Source organism: Anoxynatronum buryatiense (assembly GCF_900182905.1).
Taxonomy (GTDB): Bacteria; Bacillota; Clostridia; order Peptostreptococcales; family Tindalliaceae; genus Anoxynatronum; species Anoxynatronum buryatiense.
In genome coordinates this window covers 1-14,786 of the sequence record NZ_FXUF01000011.1, presented here as the reverse complement: position 1 = coordinate 14,786, position 14,786 = coordinate 1, and the positions used below count along the sequence as shown (strand labels likewise).

Sequence of the window (14,786 nt, the reverse complement as noted above, 5' to 3'; positions counted from 1 at the left end):
GATATGTAAGGACAACAAGAAGGGAATGAATGACAATGACAGAAGCAGCAACAACACAGAGCATGGCTGATGATGAGAAACTTGTGAAAGAAGTTGAATCAACCGTCGTGGGTCACCCCTGGCGGCGGCTGATTGCCCGGTCTTTTGATCAGTCCCTGTACGGCATCATATGGGCTGTGTTTCATTATTTTATCATCTGGTGGCATCCGCCAAACAGTTTTTTCTTCAATCTGCTGGACAGCTACATAACACTGGCCATGATGATGGTCATCGAACCGGCCCTGCTGGCTTTCTGGGGAACCACCCCGGGGAAGTTCATATTCGGGCTTGAGATTCGCAATACCGATGGGTCCCGGCTCACCTACAGCCAAGGGTTCAGTCGGATGCTGGGCGTATTCTCCAAGGGGCTGGGTTATGGCATTCCCATTTATAATCTGGTGCGTTGCTGGCGCAGCAGTGAAGCCACCCTGCAGGGGGAAATACTGGAATGGGATGAAGGGCTGAGCTATCAGTTGAAAGATACCCGGCCGCTACGGGGCTGGATCATGGCGGGTGCCTATGTGATGGTGCTGGCCACTGCCTTTTGGATCATCATGCAGGCCCAGTTGCCGGTGCACCGGGGAGATCTGACACCGGAAGCCTATGCAGCCAATGTGAACGACCTGCTTTCCCGGCCAAACAGGGGAACCATGAGCCGCCGTATGACGGCAACGGGGGAATGGGTGGAATCGTCAGATCATCGGGGAAGTGTCATTTATTTTGATTTTGACGGGCCGCCTCCCACCCATGAACTCACCGTCGAGAACGGTTTGGTAACAGGTGTCAGCTTCGAAGTGGAGCGAACCGACACAGATTTCTGGCAACCTACTTACAGCTACCAGAAAGAACTGATGGTGATGGCCTTTATAGGTGCCCAGAAGAACGTGAACGGTTATGGGTTAATCTTCAGGTCCGGATTACAGGAGATGCTGAGCCAGCGGGACAGCTATACCCGTGAAATTGCCGGCGTTCGCATCACCAACGAAGTGACCCACAGCGGCTTTGACCAGGTGGGCGTTAGGCCAGTTCCCAAAGAGGGTCAAGAACAGTATCACCATGTGATTTTCAGGCTGGAAAAAGTCCAGTAAAGCCATGATGAATGCGCGCATTTGACAATCCGCTCTGAAACATTTTATAATAAAATGGTACAGGTGATTACAGGAAACAAAATTCTAAAACCAATACACGAAAGGAAAAGGTGCCTGAAAAGATGCGCAAATAACCTCACGTCACAAAGAAGCATCATGACATTCGTTCTTGCCGGCAAGCTGCTGTCAGGAGTGTTGTGGTGAACATCTTTTGAAAACGCGAGAGGACGGCATCTTTACGGGATCAGCACACGGCGCACATACCCTTCAGGGGGTGATATTGCGCTGTTGCCTTTCTGTTATCCGAAAGTGGCATCCTCTCCCAATTGAACGGAGGGGATTTTTTTGTATGTAATTGAAGCGAATGGGATTTCCAAAAGCTTTGGAATCCGTGAAGTGATTCATATTGAACAACTGAAGGTTGAAGCGGGGCGGCGCATTGGCATCGTCGGTGCCAATGGGGCAGGCAAAACCACTTTGCTCCGGCTTCTCGGCAGGCAGCTTGAGCCGGATGCGGGGCTGGTACACCTCCATGTGCCGGCTGTCTTCTGGTCTCAAATGGAACCCCCTGAAATCAAGGAGTTATTACCGGAAATGGCATCCCGGTTCAATGTGCCGGTCTTCTGGCGGGAAAATCTCAGCGGTGGCGAAAAAACCCGTTATCGGGCAGCGGCCGCCTTTCAGAATCCGGCACCGCTGATGCTGGTGGACGAACCCACCACCAACCTGGACATGGAAGGAATTGAACAACTGGAACAGTTTTTTGACCACTACAAGGGAACACTGCTTCTGATTTCCCATGACCGACGGCTGTTGGATACACTGTGCACCGACATTCTGGAAGTGGAAGCCGGAAAAATCAGTAGCTACAAAGGGAACTACAGCGACTATGCGGCGCAGAAAGAAGCTGAACGAAGCCGGGATCAGAGTGCGTACGAAGCCTACCGGCAGGAAAAGAAGCGGCTGAAAAAAACCATTCAGCAAACGAAAGAAAAGTCCGCCGGCATTCGCAAGACACCCCGCCGCATGGGCAACTCGGAAGCCCGTCTTCATAAAATGGGGAACCAGTCGGCGAAAAAAAATCTGGATCAGGCGGCCAATCGATTGAAAACCAAGCTGGAGCAATTGGAAATAAAAGAGAAACCCTTGCGCCTCACCTCCATGCAATTGCATTTCGAAGGAACAAAATCCCTCCATAAGCAGGAGGTGGTTCGGGTTGAAGGGCTGACTTTTGCCTACGGGGAACACCTGTTGTTTCAGAATGCCGCTTTCCGGCTGATGAAAAACAGCCGCACAGCCCTGGTGGGTCCCAATGGCTGTGGAAAAAGCACCCTGGTGCGTTTGCTGCTGGAAGGCCATCCGGCGGTTCAGGTGGCTGAAAAAGCCACCATAGGCTATTTTGATCAGCAGATGCACATTCTGGACGATGAAAAAACCATTCTGGAGAATGTGATGGCAGCGGCACAACTGCCTGAAACCGGTGCCCGCATGTTACTGGCCAAGCTTCTTTTTCCCGGTGACCGGGTGCATCAGCAGGTGAAGGTCCTCAGCGGCGGCGAAAAAGTCAAAGTATCCCTGGCCAAAATCCTGCTTCAGGGATTTAACCTGTTGCTTCTGGACGAACCCACCAATCATCTGGACATTCCTTCCATGGAAGCGGTGGAAGAAGCACTGAAAGCCTTTGAAGGCACCCTGCTGCTCATCTCCCATGACCGGCACCTCATCAGTCAGGTGGCGGAGCATCTATTGGTGGTGGAAAACCGGAAAATCAACAGCTACTCCGGCACCTATGAAGCCTATCAGCAACAACAGGCCAAGGGTCAGTCACAGGATGTGGAGCAGCATCAAAAACAGAACCAGGAGCGCGGCGATGAACAGGAGCAAGCCATGCAGCAAAGAGAAGAACAGCTGCTGGTGTTGGAAAACCGGAAGAATCATCTTATTGGACGCCTGTCTCTCCCTGCCCCTGACGACGACGTGGCAGCCCTCGATGACGCGTATATGAAAGTGCTGAAGGCGATTCGGGAGTTGAAAGAAGCGATTAGTGGCAGCAGATGACATTGACAGTTTGATTGACAGTATTATAGACTCAAAAGGATCAAGGGAATAATAAGGGGCAGTTCGTTCATCTGCCCCTTATCATCCGGGAGGAAATCAGCATGGACCATCAAGCGACTGAACAACAGCAAGATTCTGGGAAAGTTCGAAACCAGTACCCGGTGAAGGGATACGGCATGCTGGGACTGTGGTTCCTGGTATTTTTCGTGTGCGTGGGTATTTTCTCCATGGTTACTCCCCGGTGGGGAGAAGTACTGGGTGTTAAGGCAGTTACCCTGGTGTGGCTCAACCTGGTGAACCTGCTTTTGGCAGGGCTGTTTTACATGATTTTGAAAACCCAGCGGGTTTACTACATCAACTATGTTTCCTACAAAGAGGCAGTGGCGGCAACAGAAGAAGAACGCCTTCGCTTTGCCAGTCAGCACCTGCGCACCTTCCTCCAGGCAACAGGTCTTTACGCCTTATACTCGTTGGTGTCCTGGGGGCTGAAGGCGGGACTTGTGCTGGACATAGGCCTCTATATGCTCATTCTCATAGGTGCAGCTTTGCGTACCATTCCCTTCAAACTGGGGAAATGAAGTCGAATGGCATCTTTTTTGAGTAAAACCATTGACATATGGAAATGGCAGGTGTATACTTAAGTAAATACTTCGGTTGACGAAATATTCGGAGGAAGAAACAGTGAACCCATCAGACGAGTTTCTGCAATTTGTCACAGACAACCTGAAAAAAATCTTTTTCCCGGAAGAATGGCTTGAGCTGGACATGAAAGTGTCCAAAACAGAGCTGTTTGCATTGCTGTATCTTTCCCGAAAAGAGAATACCACCATGACAGAACTGGCAGAAACCATCGGCCTTCCCATGAGCACCGCCACCGGTCTGATGGATCGCCTGGTGCGCCAGCAGTATGTCAGACGGGGACGAAGTGAGGAAGACCGGCGAATCGTGGTGCTGGTGCTGACAGAGGCTGGCCAGGGGTTGGTGGATAACTTTAAAAAAGTGATGTCGGAGTACTTTGCCATGATCATGGATGACCTGACAGTTGAAGAACACCAATTATTAATGCGTATTGCCCTTAAAGTATTCCGGAAACTGAAGCAAAGAAAAGAATCCGAAGAGGAACAAGTGGTTCAGGAAACCGGGATCAAACGAATCGAGATTGAATAGAAACATGCCATTTTCATCAATCAATCAATCAATAAATCAATAAATCAATGGGCGAAGAAAAAGGGACAGCGAATCGGCTCATAAAGTGACAATGGCTTTTTTTTACCCAAATATTACGAGGTACGAAGTATTCGCAACAAGAAACAATAACCCCGAAACACAGCACAACAACAGGCAAAAGGAGAGGAAGGATCACATGAGAATTATTTTGTACACAGGCAAGGGCGGCGTTGGAAAAACCAGTGTGGCAGCAGCAACGGCTGCAAAATGCGCTGCAAAAGGACTCAAAACCCTGGTGGTGAGCACAGACCCGGCCCATAGCCTGGGAGATTCACTGGAAGTCAAATTAACCCCTGAGCCGGAAGAAGTGGCTCCCAACCTGTGGGCCCAGGAGATTGACAGCATTCATGAAATGGAGCAGGGTTGGGGAAAGGTGCAGCACTATCTCACCGAACTGTTCACCGCCAAGGCAGTGAAGGATATCACCACCGAAGAGTTGACCATGTTCCCCGGCATGGAAGACTTGCTCAGCCTGCTGCGGGTACTGCAATACTATAAGGAAGGCCGCTTTGAGGTGATTATCATTGACTGTGCCCCCACGGGTGAAAGCCTGGCCCTTTTAAGTTTTCCGGATATGTTCCGGTGGTGGATGGAAAAGCTCTTCCCCCTGAAAAAGAAAGCCATAAAAGTAATGGGCCCGGTGATGCAGCCGCTTCTGGGGATTCCCATGCCTTCCAGTGATGTGATGAATGAAATCGACAATCTGTACTATCATTTGGACGAAATGAAACAGCTCTTCTCAAACAAAGAGATCACCAGCATCCGGGTGGTGGTGAATCCGGAAAAAATGGTGATCAAGGAGGCTCAGCGCAGCTTCACATATTTGAATCTCTATGATTTCAATGTGGATGCCATTGTGGTCAATCGGGTGATTCCAGATACAGTCACCGACGATTATTTCATGGTGTGGAAGGACATCCAGCAAAAATACAGAAAAGAAATCATCGACAGCTTCAGTCCGCTGCCCATCTACTACGCGCCCCTTTTCGAAACAGAGGTGGTGGGGATGCACATGCTGAACCGTATGGCAGAGGCCGTCTTTGGTGATGAAACACCTGAAGCCATCATGTACACCGGCAGGTCTCAGGTCATCGAAAAAACGGAACAGGGCTACCGCCTGACGATCCACATGCCCTTTGCCGACAAGGGAGAAATCAATCTGAACCAAAAGGGTGATGAGCTGCTCATCAGGGTGGGCAGCCGAAAACGGAATATCACATTACCCCGCACCCTGCTGAACTATACCATTCAAAAAGCAAAGTTTGAGGAAAGCAGTCTTCACATTGAGTTTGGAGGTGAAAAAAGTGAATGAAAATCTGATCAAGGGACTGGTGAAGCTGAAATTGGGCATGATGGACAATGTGATCGATCACCTGCCGGAAGAAGAGGCTGCCGAAGTGCGAAAGCTGGGGAACACCATTCTGGAAGCAGTGACAGAATACAGGGATAACCCTGTCCGCAAAGACAGGGAGTCCTCTTCATCCAAAGAGTTGAAGTCCATCAATATTGACTGAAAGAATCACTCTCGACCGTAAAGTTCATCTGCCGGCTTCTCCTCCCAGAGCTGTTTCAGGATCTGAAGCTCTTCCGAATAATCGGTCTTGGTTTCATCCTTGCTGTAGGGCAGTACCTCCAACACCTCCACCGACAAGTGATTTTCACCCAGTTCTTTCCAGACCCGCTGCAGTTCTTTTTGGGGGTGGCTGCCGAAACGAAGCTGAAAAATCGTTTTATTCATGGTGCCCTTCAGATCCTGTGTGGTTTCAAGATAGCAGAAGGGGGGAGATGCTGAGCGGATGGCAAAAATCCCCATCTCCGTTTTCATCTGCTTATACTGCGCTTTCAATTCTTTGCGACGGTCCATGCTAGTACCCCATTTCCCGCAGAATCCTGGCCAGGGTGCTGAGGCGTTCGCCAATCAGTTCACCGTCCTCCGTCAGTGCCTGGCTGAACAGTTGAATGTCTTCATCAATTCTTTCGTTATCGGTGCATACAGCCACCGTCATGGCATCTCCCTGAAGCCCCACGCGATCCAGCGTGGGGTTTTCCGGGTCATACAGCTTTTCGAACCGGTAGGCATCACGAAAATGCTGGCTGGTTCGGCATACTAAAATCGCCAGATCCAACACCCGGTGCAGGGGAAGTTCTTCCGACTGCCGTGACCACTTGCCGCCGGTGTGACGCCACACTTTGGCAGAAATATCCACCTTGCCCCGGTCATTCCATTGAGCCAGGCCCAGTGATAAACCCTGGGCATCGGTATTGTAGGCATAATGCCCATCCACATTGCCATAGTTCTCAGAAACAATCACGGGTTTGTGTTTTAAGTTGGTTGGGATGTTCATTTCATTTTCCTCCTTTGGAAACCACAGAAACCACGAAACATCTAACGTACCAGTGCAATCATTCGCGAAACAGGCAAATTGCCAAGGGTCAACTTTCTCATTTGCCAATCAAGCAATCTTCCAACTTACTAATTTACTAATTTACTAATTTACTAAATTACTAAGTTGATAATATCAATATACCCGCCTCCCTGTTTTCTGTCAAGGTATTTTTTATGGTGTTATCGAATCTTCCCGGGAACAGGCGGGTGGCGATTGCTTATTTTTTGGAGGTTCGGGTATGATGTAAAAACGGGAACGTTCAGGTTGAAGGAGTTGATGACATGCCCATTCGAATTCTGCAGTTATATCGTGACCGTTCCGATTTCTTTTGGGAGCTTTTTGTTCAGCATGCTTATATCACTCTGATCGCCGTGGGGATTATCACAGTGCTGGGTTTGGTGCTGGGAATCGCCATGACAAAAAACAAATGGATGGCCGTGTTACTGTTGCGGCTCACCAGTTTTTTATTCACCATTCCTTCCATTGCTCTTTTTGGCGTTCTGGTATCCATCACCGGCATTGGGTTGCGCAGTGCCCTCATCGCCATTATTCTCTATGGGCTGCTTCCCATGATTCGCAATACCTATACCGGCCTCATTGAAGTCGACCCGGAGATTATGGAAGCGGCCGAGGGAATGGGCAGTACCCCTGGGCAGTTGCTGCTGCGCATCCAGCTGCCTCTGGCGCTGCCGGTGATTTTCAGCGGATTTCGTACCATGGTGGTGATGACCATTGCCCTGGGAGGCATTGCTTCCTTTATTGGAGCCGGTGGTCTGGGGCGTGCCATCTGGCGGGGAATTTCCACCAATTATGCTGAAATGACCATTGCAGGCAGTCTGCTCATTGCTCTTTTTGCCATTATCACAGATATGATGCTGGAAAAAGTCGAACAATACTTACGAACCCATTATCTGGGAGAAGGAGGAAAACATGAAAAAACACAGCTGCACCATGAGAGAGTCAAAACCTGAAAATGGCCAACGCGATCACCATCGCCAAAGCCACAGTCCCAACCATAGCCACCGCGCTGTTCACAGACCTGGTTTTAGAGGTGCTGCCCTCCTGTTGACGCTGCTGGTAATGGCTGTGCTTCTGGCCGGATGCGGCAGCCAGGAAGTAAACAAGGTGGTGATTGCCAGTAAACCCATGCCGGAACAGTATGTGCTGGCAGAAATGCTGGGGTTGCTCATTGAAGCAGAAACAGATATTGAAGTGGAGCTGAACCACGGCATCGGCGGGGGCACCTCCAACATTCACCCGGCCATGGAACGGGGAGATATCGACATCTACCCGGAATATACCGGTACAGGATGGCTGTTTGTTTTAAAGGAAGATCTGATCTCTGATCCCCAGGCCCTGTACCAGGCCACCAAAGAAGCCTATGCAGCAGCGTACCAGATTCACTGGACGGGGTTGTATGGCTTTGAAAACACCTATGGCATTGCCGTGACCCGGGAAGTGGCGGCGGCCCACCAGATGAACAGCATTACCGATCTGGTGGCGGTTAGCCCGACGCTCACCTTCGCCACCAATGCCGATTTCTTCGAAAGAGAAGATGGGTATCCGGGCCTGCAAGAAGTGTATGGGCTGGCGTTTGGATCATTGAAGGAAATTGACATTGGCCTTCGATATGATGTGGTACGCAACAATCAAACGGACGCCCTGGCAGTGTTCACCACCGACGGCCAGCTGCAGGAAGTCGATGTGGTGGTGCTGGAGGATGACCGGCACTTTTTCCCCGCCTATCATGCCGCCACTCTGGTGCGCATGGAAACGCTTGACAAGTATCCTGAGCTGGAAGCTGTTCTGGAAAAGCTGACAGGTCAAATTGCCAATGAAGATATGATTGCCATGAATTACGCGGTGGAAGTGGAAAACAAAGACCCCAGAGAAGTGGCTGAAAACTTTCTGAGAGAGAAGGGACTGCTGCCATAATGGCTGTCATTGAGTTTCAGAAGGTGACGAAATCCTATGGTGAAGGAGACGTGCTCAAAGGGCTTGACCTGCAGGTTGAAAAAGGAGAGTTTATCACATTGCTGGGTGAATCCGGCTGCGGAAAAACCACCCTGCTGAAAATCATCAACGGGATGATTCCCTTTGACACCGGCTATGTGAAAATTGGCGGCAAACTGTTGAGTGAGTGGAATATTGTGGAGCTGCGGCGGCAAATCGGCTATGTGATTCAGCACATTGGCCTGTTTCCCCACATGACGGTGGCGGAAAACATCGCCTACGTATTGTCGCTTCAGAAATCTCCCAAAACACTGCAGCAGCAAAAGGCAGAAATGCTCATGGACCTGGTGGGCCTGCCCCGGGAGTTCATGCCCCGCTATCCCCGTGAACTCAGCGGTGGTCAAAAGCAGCGGGTGGGAGTAGCCAGGGCACTGGCGGCTGAACCGGAAATTATTCTGATGGATGAACCCTTTGGAGCGGTGGATGAACGGACCCGAAACCAACTGCAGGAAGAAATGGGGGCCATCCACCGGCAAATGAACAATACGATTTTATTTGTGACCCATGATATTCAGGAAGCCATGAAGCTGGGCACCCGGGTGGTGCTGATGAACCAGGGCGTGATTGAGCAAACCGGCACCCCCGGGGAACTGGTGCTAAGACCGGCCAATGACTTTGTTCGCCGGTTTTTGGGAAACAAAGGGTATCTTGCGCTGCTGGATGACGACCATGTTTCCCGTATGTACGAAGAAGCGCTGAAAAACGAAGCAATAACGGAAGAAATACCTGCGTTAAACTGAAGAAAAGATCCGGAGCAATTCGGATCTTTTTTTGAATCATTTTTCTGCAATGCTTCTAAAACCCTTGATGTTCCAACCATTCAAAGATTTTTTTCTCCCGGGCAGCCTGTGCCTGTTCATCCGCCTCATGCTTTCCCAGAGCCAGTTCATCCTGAATTAATCCATCAACCAGGAAAATAATCCGGTCTGCCCGGGCAGCCACTTTGGCATCATGGGTCACCAGCACAACGGTGGTGCCCTCGCGGTTGATGCGGTTGAAGATGTCCATGATTTCCTGTGTGGCGCGGCTGTTTAATGCGCCGGTGGGTTCGTCGGCAAACAGAATATCAGGATCATTAATCAGCGCTCTGCAAATGGCCGCGCGTTGCAGCTGGCCGCCGGAAACCTTTCCCGGGTCATGAGCCGCCACAGAAGAGATGCCGGTTTTTTCCATTAAAGCCTTTCCCCGCTGGTTCACATCATCCCGGGAGAGGGCCCCGGCCTTAAACCCTGGCAGCACAATGTTATCCATTACAGAAAGCTTGTGAAGCAGGTAGGCATGCTGAAAAACAAAGCCCATGTGCCTCAGCCGCAGCTCGCTCATCTGGTCATCGTCCAGAGATGTGATCTCCCGGTCAAATAATGAAACGCTGCCGGAAGTCGGCTTGTCCATGCCGCTGATGCCATAGAGCAAGGTGGATTTTCCTGATCCCGATCTCCCCATGATGGCCACCATCTCTCCTTCATAAACAGTGAGATGGACCCCTTTTAATACCTGTGTCCCATCAAAGTCTTTCGCCAACCCTGTGACTTCCAGTAGTGTTTTCATCTCAAATCTCCTCGAATGATTGTTTGGTTTTTCTGATAAAGGGACGATTCTGTGCGGGTAAATGTCTATTGGGTCATCATCGAAATGATGCTGTGTCTTTTGGCAGATCCTGCTGAAATGCCTGTGACAACAAGAACCAGGGCCAGCAGCAACAGGGGGCACATGAGATAGGTGACCAGTGGATTTGCAATGAGTTCAACCTGTCTGATGCCGATGCCTGCCACACGCAGAGCTCCATTGATGATGCGGCTTCCCAGCACATGGGTCAGCATGATTCCCGTGACAATGCCCAGGAGGGCCACCCCGCCCATTTTGATAAGGTACTGCTTTTGAATATCCTTTTCTGAAAACCCCACCGCTTTGAAGATGGCAATTTCCCACACATCTTTAGCCAGGCGCAGCTTCATGAACAAAGCGGTGAGAAGCATCACCAGGCAGATGCTCATGATGGCAATGGCAATCACCATGAGCCTGAGCTGACTGACAACACCGCCCAGGGTCTGGCTGATATATTGGTCCATGGGGTCCACCTTGACACCGGTGCCAATGATGGCCGACCATTCATCCGCCTTGCTCTCGGGGTGAACACCATCCTTCAGGCTTACGGAGAAGGCGTATTTGGTACTGGCCAGTTCAGGGAAAACATCGGTTGATTTTGCCGTAAAGCCTCCGCTGGTGACATCCTGATAGACTCCGGAAACAATGAACTCACGGGCTTCGCCGTGAAGGAAAATGATGACGGTATCTCCCGGCGCTTTTCTCATTTCATTGGCATTCAGATAAGACAGGGCGATTTCATATGCGGTCTCAGGCTGTTGTCCGGTGAGGTACTGAAGTCCGCTGCCGGCGTGGGGGCCGACATCAATATCAATGTTGAAGGGCTGATGGTCGCCATCAATCGTCTGAACACGCACCCTTCGGAACGCATCATAGCTGGCAATGGCCGGATCCCCATCCAGTACTTCCCGAACCTTTGTATAGCCTGTCTCAAGGTGCTCGCCGCTTTCCACCTCAATAAGAATATCCTTCAGAGAGCTGCCCATGTAGGTGATAAATGCCGGGGATTCAAAGGTGTTCATCAAATGGGTGGGGATGAGCATCATGAGCACTGCCGTCATCACAACGGCAAAGAGAATGGTCCAGTCCCTGAAATGATGATAAACCTCCCGGAGGGCAAGGAGCCAGTTGACAGACAGCTTTCTGGAACGATGAAGCCCCTGTTTTTCAAACCGCTTTTCCTTTCCAAAACCCTTACCGCTGACCAGGGCTTCCACAACCGTCAGCCTGCGGATTCGCTTCAGAATCTTTTTGGCGTAGAGAACAATTAAAAGATACAAAAGACAGGCTGTGGCAAGGGACAGGGTAATGACAGACACTGAGAGTGTGGTTTTTCCAAAGGTGGTGCTGATGTGCCGGGTGAAGAAGCCGCTGATAGAAAAGGCAAAGCCATAACCGGCCAAAACACCTGCCACAGCCAACAACCGATACTTATGGAGGTAAAGATTCCGCTGATCCTTAAAGGAAAGACCGATGGCTTTCATAATGCCAATTTCAACGATCTCCTCTTCGAGAGTTGCCAAAATGGTAAATCTGATGCAGATGAAGGCCACCATGATCAACAGGAGGCTCACCAGAAGCATGACAAACACGGTCACCAGATCTGTGAGGGCACTCAAAACAAAGATCATGGCATAGGTGATGGTGGGGCCGTTCTGGGGAAGCCCTGCATTTTCATAGGCGGTTTTTAATCCGGAAGCCTCTTTTGGATCATTGAGATAGGCTTCAATAAGATATTCATGCTCGCTGACTCCCATTGACAGGGTTTCAAAATCATGATCACTCAGCAGGATTCGGGTGGAAGAAGTCATGGGTGAATTCATCTGAGAGTCCAGCACAAAGGTGACAATCACCAGTTCTTGCATCACATCTCCATTGGATAACATCAGCCGGTCGCCGATTTCAATGCCGTACATTTCCCTGAGGAGAACTGGAATGCCCACTTCGCCTTCGCCAAGAACCACCTTTTCATGGGCGGCATCCAGCAGCAGATCCCTGGTTTCATTTTGCCTCACCAGGCCAATGTCCAGCCGCAAATCAGCCAGGGTGAAAGCCTCCCTGGTTCCCGCGATGGTCAGATGGTCGCCATAGACGTTCAGCATGGTCACGGTTTGCCAGTCAATGACATTTTCCTGACCTGCCATAAAGGCGTCAATGGCGCCCTGATCCAGTTCGCCTTTATGCATCTGAAGAAAATGCGGGGGCTGGGCGATGCGATAGAGGTTTGAAATGCCTGTCAGGGTTTGAGTCGCCACCATCACAGACAAAACTGCCAGGCTTGCTGAAAAAATAATGAACAGCAGCAGGCCGGCATGAATGACTTTGTTTCTTTTGAAATCATTTTTAATGATGATCCAGTTCATCGCTCTTCCTCCACATTCATTTATCTTATGCTGCATCCATTTATCATCCACTGCATGCATCCATCTTTTTTACATTGATCTGCATTTTTACAAAAAGTATTTTCAAAATCGCAGGCAAAGCGACAGTGTCATCATTCGGTGGCCCAGTGGGCGCTATATTGCTTCAAAAATTCATTTTCAGGGACTCCCAGCATTTTTTCCAGAGTGCCAATTAAAGCGATCATGATCAGCGTCTGGGAATCAGCATCCATTTCAAAGATACCTTCATCTGTCAGCGATAATGCTGCCGCCAGAAAAATCTGCATGCACTGCAAAGGGTGGGAACACCGCCAGATTTTTTGGTCGATCCCTTCCTGTACAACATCTGCCAAAATGGGCGAAAGGGACTGAATCAGCTGCTTCAGGCTTTTCTGATGCAAGAGGGCGTTGGCGGGTTGGTGCATGTCTTCCAGCATGTGATGGGCGGCGGGGTCATCAACCCGCATGGCCAGAAAAGCATTCATCAGTTTTTCATTCGGATCACCCGCCGCTTTTTCAATGGTTGCCTGTACCCGGTCGATGATTTTATCCACATTTCTGGCAATCACGCCATCCATCGCCGCTTCCTTTGATGGGAAATAGTGGTAAAAAGTGCCCTTGGCGATGCCAACGGTCTTAAGAATGTCATTGACGGTACAAGCCTCAAATCCTTTGGAATAGAACAGTGACTCTGCAGCATCCAGAATTTCGTTTCTGCGTTCTTCGTAGTTTTTCACGATTCGGTTCATGTGACCGCCTCCATATCACGTTCCTTGTCATTTCAGCAAAAATGTTTGAGTGCCCAACGATAGACCGACCGTCGGTCTACAAACTGACTATATGCTTTTCCTGTCGACTTGTCAAGGGAGATTTTAAAAAAAAGATTAATAAAAAAACGAAATTGCCTGAAATAAATCATTTTTCAGGCAGGAATTCAGGCAAATGTGTCGAATGTTCATTGAAAGATCTTATCAGGCTCCGCGATCCCGTCTGCCACATACAGGGAGCGGCGAAGGAAGCCGGATTTTTCGCCAAGAGATTACAGTACAGTTCAAATACATCAACAGGGAGATGAAAGCATGTGGGAAAAAATGGTGGCTGACAAAATTGAAGGGAAAACATCGCCTCTGCACGACTGGCACATGAACCATGGAGCTGAAATGCTGTGGGATGACGGCTACCCCTGGACGGTGCACCAGGGGGGTGACCCGTTGCTGGAATACGAAGCCATTCGCACGGGTGCCGGTCTTTTGGATCTTTTCGCCATTTTCACCTATGAAATTGTGGGGCCGGCGGCCGCCGATTTCATTCAGCGCACCTTCACCAACACGGTGGCCGGCATGAAGCCGGGAGATGTGCGGTATGGGGCCTTTGTGAACCATCAGGGGATGCTCATGGATGAAGGTAATGTCTACCGGTTTGCCGAAGACCGGTTTATGATCATGGTGAACGCTCCCCGGGCCATCCACCAGATCAAGTCTTATGCAGAGGGCCTTGATGCCCGTGTCATCGACCGTACCGATGATTACTGCATGATTGGTGTTCAGGGCCCGGAATCTGAGAAAATCCTGGCGCCGCTGGTGGCGGGTGACCTGTCTCAGCTGAAGTTCTTTCACTTTTGGCCGGAACCCACCACCGTTGCCGGCCGCCGGGGCTGGGTTTCAAGAACCGGATATTCCGGCGAAAAGGGGTATGAGGTATGGGTGGAAATCAAAGATGCCCTGCATCTGTGGGAGAAACTGGTGGCGGCTGGCGGCGTTCCCTACGGCGTGATGGCGGTAGATATTGCCCGGGTGGAAGCAGGCCTGCTGCTGATCTACCTGGATTTTGACCTGGGTACTGTTTCTCCCTGGGATCTTTCTCTTGACAGGTTTATCAAGCTGCATCCCGACTGCGTGGGAACGGAAGCCCTGGCGGTTTACGGAAAAAATCCGCCCAAGCGACTGAAGACACTGGTCATCGAGGGTGACCAGGTGCCGGAACATCAG

The 14,786-nt window shown here is 50.3% G+C and carries 15 protein-coding genes; 10 read left to right on the top strand and 5 right to left on the bottom strand.

The features are described 5' to 3' along the window. The first annotated feature begins 29 nt into the window (after positions 1-29). The 6 genes from QOL74_RS13065 (at position 30) to QOL74_RS13040 (ending at position 5,926) form a co-directional block, all read left to right on the top strand. On the top strand, positions 30-1,127 hold the full coding sequence (locus QOL74_RS13065; RefSeq protein ID WP_283409938.1) for an RDD family protein: 1,098 nt from the start codon (positions 30-32) through the stop codon (positions 1,125-1,127). Between the two features lie 345 nt (positions 1,128-1,472). Beyond that, a complete protein-coding gene (abc-f, locus tag QOL74_RS13060; RefSeq protein ID WP_283409937.1) occupies positions 1,473-3,185 on the top strand; it encodes a ribosomal protection-like ABC-F family protein in 1,713 nt (570 codons plus the stop codon). Between the two features lie 101 nt (positions 3,186-3,286). After that, positions 3,287-3,763 (top strand): hypothetical protein, encoded by a 477-nt coding sequence (locus tag QOL74_RS13055; protein ID WP_283409936.1) that lies wholly within the window; start codon positions 3,287-3,289, stop codon positions 3,761-3,763. A gap of 103 nt (positions 3,764-3,866) precedes the next feature. Beyond that, the gene (locus QOL74_RS13050) at positions 3,867-4,352 is read left to right on the top strand and encodes a MarR family winged helix-turn-helix transcriptional regulator (protein WP_283409935.1); all 486 of its coding nucleotides are present in this window, start codon (positions 3,867-3,869) and stop codon (positions 4,350-4,352) included. Positions 4,353-4,548: 196 nt separating this feature from the next. Beyond that, positions 4,549-5,724 (top strand): ArsA family ATPase, encoded by a 1,176-nt coding sequence (locus tag QOL74_RS13045; RefSeq protein ID WP_283409934.1) that lies wholly within the window; start codon positions 4,549-4,551, stop codon positions 5,722-5,724. Then, positions 5,717-5,926 carry a hypothetical protein gene (locus QOL74_RS13040; protein WP_283409933.1) on the top strand — a complete coding sequence of 70 codons (210 nt, stop codon included), beginning with the start codon at positions 5,717-5,719 and terminating at the stop codon, positions 5,924-5,926. Before QOL74_RS13045 ends, QOL74_RS13040 begins: the two co-directional genes overlap by 8 nt. Positions 5,927-5,931: 5 nt before the next feature. Here the strand turns inward: QOL74_RS13040 and QOL74_RS13035 are convergent, their stop codons facing one another. Then, a complete protein-coding gene (locus QOL74_RS13035) occupies positions 5,932-6,276 on the bottom strand; it encodes a GIY-YIG nuclease family protein (RefSeq protein WP_283409932.1) in 345 nt (114 codons plus the stop codon). A 1-nt stretch (position 6,277) separates the two neighbouring features. After that, positions 6,278-6,757 carry a DUF6530 family protein gene (locus QOL74_RS13030; protein ID WP_283409931.1) on the bottom strand — a complete coding sequence of 160 codons (480 nt, stop codon included), beginning with the start codon at positions 6,755-6,757 and terminating at the stop codon, positions 6,278-6,280. A gap of 323 nt (positions 6,758-7,080) precedes the next feature. Between QOL74_RS13030 and QOL74_RS13025 the strand changes: the two genes are divergently transcribed. Genes QOL74_RS13025 through QOL74_RS13015 form a run of 3 tightly spaced genes read left to right on the top strand, consistent with a single transcriptional unit; the run spans position 7,081 to position 9,552 of the window. After that, complete coding sequence (locus QOL74_RS13025; protein ID WP_283409930.1) at positions 7,081-7,770, top strand: ABC transporter permease; 690 nt, start codon at positions 7,081-7,083, stop codon at positions 7,768-7,770. Next, positions 7,730-8,734, top strand: coding sequence for a glycine betaine ABC transporter substrate-binding protein (locus QOL74_RS13020; RefSeq protein ID WP_283409929.1), 1,005 nt, complete (start codon positions 7,730-7,732; stop codon positions 8,732-8,734). The genes QOL74_RS13025 and QOL74_RS13020 overlap by 41 nt, the downstream gene beginning before the upstream one ends. Further along, entirely contained in the window at positions 8,734-9,552 is an 819-nt protein-coding gene (locus tag QOL74_RS13015) for an ATP-binding cassette domain-containing protein (RefSeq protein WP_283409928.1), read from the top strand. Before QOL74_RS13020 ends, QOL74_RS13015 begins: the two co-directional genes overlap by 1 nt. Before the next feature lie 55 nt (positions 9,553-9,607). Here QOL74_RS13015 and QOL74_RS13010 read toward each other — a convergent pair whose 3' ends face one another. From QOL74_RS13010 to QOL74_RS13000, 3 genes are all read right to left on the bottom strand, one after another. Next, complete coding sequence (locus QOL74_RS13010; protein ID WP_283409927.1) at positions 9,608-10,360, bottom strand: ABC transporter ATP-binding protein; 753 nt, start codon at positions 10,358-10,360, stop codon at positions 9,608-9,610. 65 nt (positions 10,361-10,425) lie between these two features. Further along, positions 10,426-12,780 (bottom strand): ABC transporter permease, encoded by a 2,355-nt coding sequence (locus QOL74_RS13005; RefSeq protein ID WP_283409926.1) that lies wholly within the window; start codon positions 12,778-12,780, stop codon positions 10,426-10,428. A gap of 131 nt (positions 12,781-12,911) precedes the next feature. Further along, positions 12,912-13,547 carry a TetR/AcrR family transcriptional regulator gene (locus QOL74_RS13000; protein ID WP_283409925.1) on the bottom strand — a complete coding sequence of 212 codons (636 nt, stop codon included), beginning with the start codon at positions 13,545-13,547 and terminating at the stop codon, positions 12,912-12,914. A 330-nt stretch (positions 13,548-13,877) separates the two neighbouring features. On the opposite strand from QOL74_RS13000, the gene QOL74_RS12995 reads away from it, so the two are divergent. Beyond that, on the top strand, positions 13,878-14,786 hold a 909-nt coding region (locus QOL74_RS12995; RefSeq protein WP_283409924.1), incomplete at its 3' end, for an aminomethyl transferase family protein.

Coding starts and splice junctions, on each gene's coding strand:
- QOL74_RS13000 (WP_283409925.1), bottom strand. CDS start 13,547: ATGAACCGAATCGTGAAAAACTACGAAGAACGCAGAAACGAAATTCTG.
- QOL74_RS13045 (WP_283409934.1), top strand. CDS start 4,549: ATGAGAATTATTTTGTACACAGGCAAGGGCGGCGTTGGAAAAACCAGT.
- QOL74_RS13020 (WP_283409929.1), top strand. CDS start 7,730: ATGAAAAAACACAGCTGCACCATGAGAGAGTCAAAACCTGAAAATGGC.
- QOL74_RS13010 (WP_283409927.1), bottom strand. CDS start 10,360: ATGAAAACACTACTGGAAGTCACAGGGTTGGCGAAAGACTTTGATGGG.
- QOL74_RS13065 (WP_283409938.1), top strand. CDS start 30: ATGACAATGACAGAAGCAGCAACAACACAGAGCATGGCTGATGATGAG.
- QOL74_RS13025 (WP_283409930.1), top strand. CDS start 7,081: ATGCCCATTCGAATTCTGCAGTTATATCGTGACCGTTCCGATTTCTTT.
- QOL74_RS13015 (WP_283409928.1), top strand. CDS start 8,734: ATGGCTGTCATTGAGTTTCAGAAGGTGACGAAATCCTATGGTGAAGGA.
- QOL74_RS13035 (WP_283409932.1), bottom strand. CDS start 6,276: ATGGACCGTCGCAAAGAATTGAAAGCGCAGTATAAGCAGATGAAAACG.
- QOL74_RS13055 (WP_283409936.1), top strand. CDS start 3,287: ATGGACCATCAAGCGACTGAACAACAGCAAGATTCTGGGAAAGTTCGA.
- QOL74_RS13005 (WP_283409926.1), bottom strand. CDS start 12,780: ATGAACTGGATCATCATTAAAAATGATTTCAAAAGAAACAAAGTCATT.
- QOL74_RS13030 (WP_283409931.1), bottom strand. CDS start 6,757: ATGAACATCCCAACCAACTTAAAACACAAACCCGTGATTGTTTCTGAG.